Below are 692 nucleotides of genomic sequence, written 5' to 3'. Positions count from 1 at the left end.
AAGTAGCTCGGCTCCCAGTCGAACGACTTGATCTTCTCGTGCTGAGTTGTGACCGATGTAGTCATCTACCCGCTCCCGTTTAGCGTCCGACGACGGTGACGACCACCATCGCGTTGAGATCACCATCACATTTCTACCCCGGGTTGACTACCTCCGATCGGAGGTAATCGACCCGGGTAGGGGTTTCGTGGCGAGCGCGAACATGCGGGGTTACCGTGGAAATATGCCACCTCACCGCCGAGTCCAGAGCGGCACACTCGCGCATCCCGCCGACATGGTGGCCCATCCAGGCGTGCCATGTGCCCATCCAGGAGTGGTGCGAGTGCTGGTGGTCGACGACCATCCGATCGTGCATCTGGGAGTGGAACGTCTGGTCGAGGGGGCGGCGGGCATGCGGATGTGCCCGGGGGCGCGCACGGCGACCGCCGGCGTTGCGGTTGCCGCCGTCGAACGACCCGACGTGGTGCTACTGGATCTGCATCTGCCCGACATGGCGCTGCCAGACGCTGCCGCAGCGCTCCGCGGGGCATGCCCAGGGGTGAAGCTCGTGCTGTTCACCGGGGACAGCAATCGCACGGTGGGCCAAATCGCGGGGCTGGTCGGGATGGATGCGGTGGTGCACAAGGACAACGCCTGCGTGGTGCTGATCACCGCGATCGGGGAGGTAGCCGCCGGACGACGATACTGTGACC

The 692-nt window shown here is 64.9% G+C and carries 1 protein-coding gene; it reads left to right on the top strand.

Annotation, left to right across the window (positions count from 1 at the left end; all coding sequences use genetic code 11):
* Positions 1–274: 274 nt before the first annotated feature.
* Positions 275–692, top strand: a 418-nt coding sequence (locus R3P93_RS24520; protein ID WP_317534366.1) for a response regulator, incomplete at its 3' end; no start/stop codon positions are given.

The sequence above is a fragment of the Rhodococcus cerastii genome (assembly GCF_033042195.1).
Classification (GTDB): Bacteria; Actinomycetota; Actinomycetes; order Mycobacteriales; family Mycobacteriaceae; genus Rhodococcoides.
Note: the sequence above shows the minus strand (reverse complement) of the source record. Positions and strands in the feature narration are given on the sequence as shown.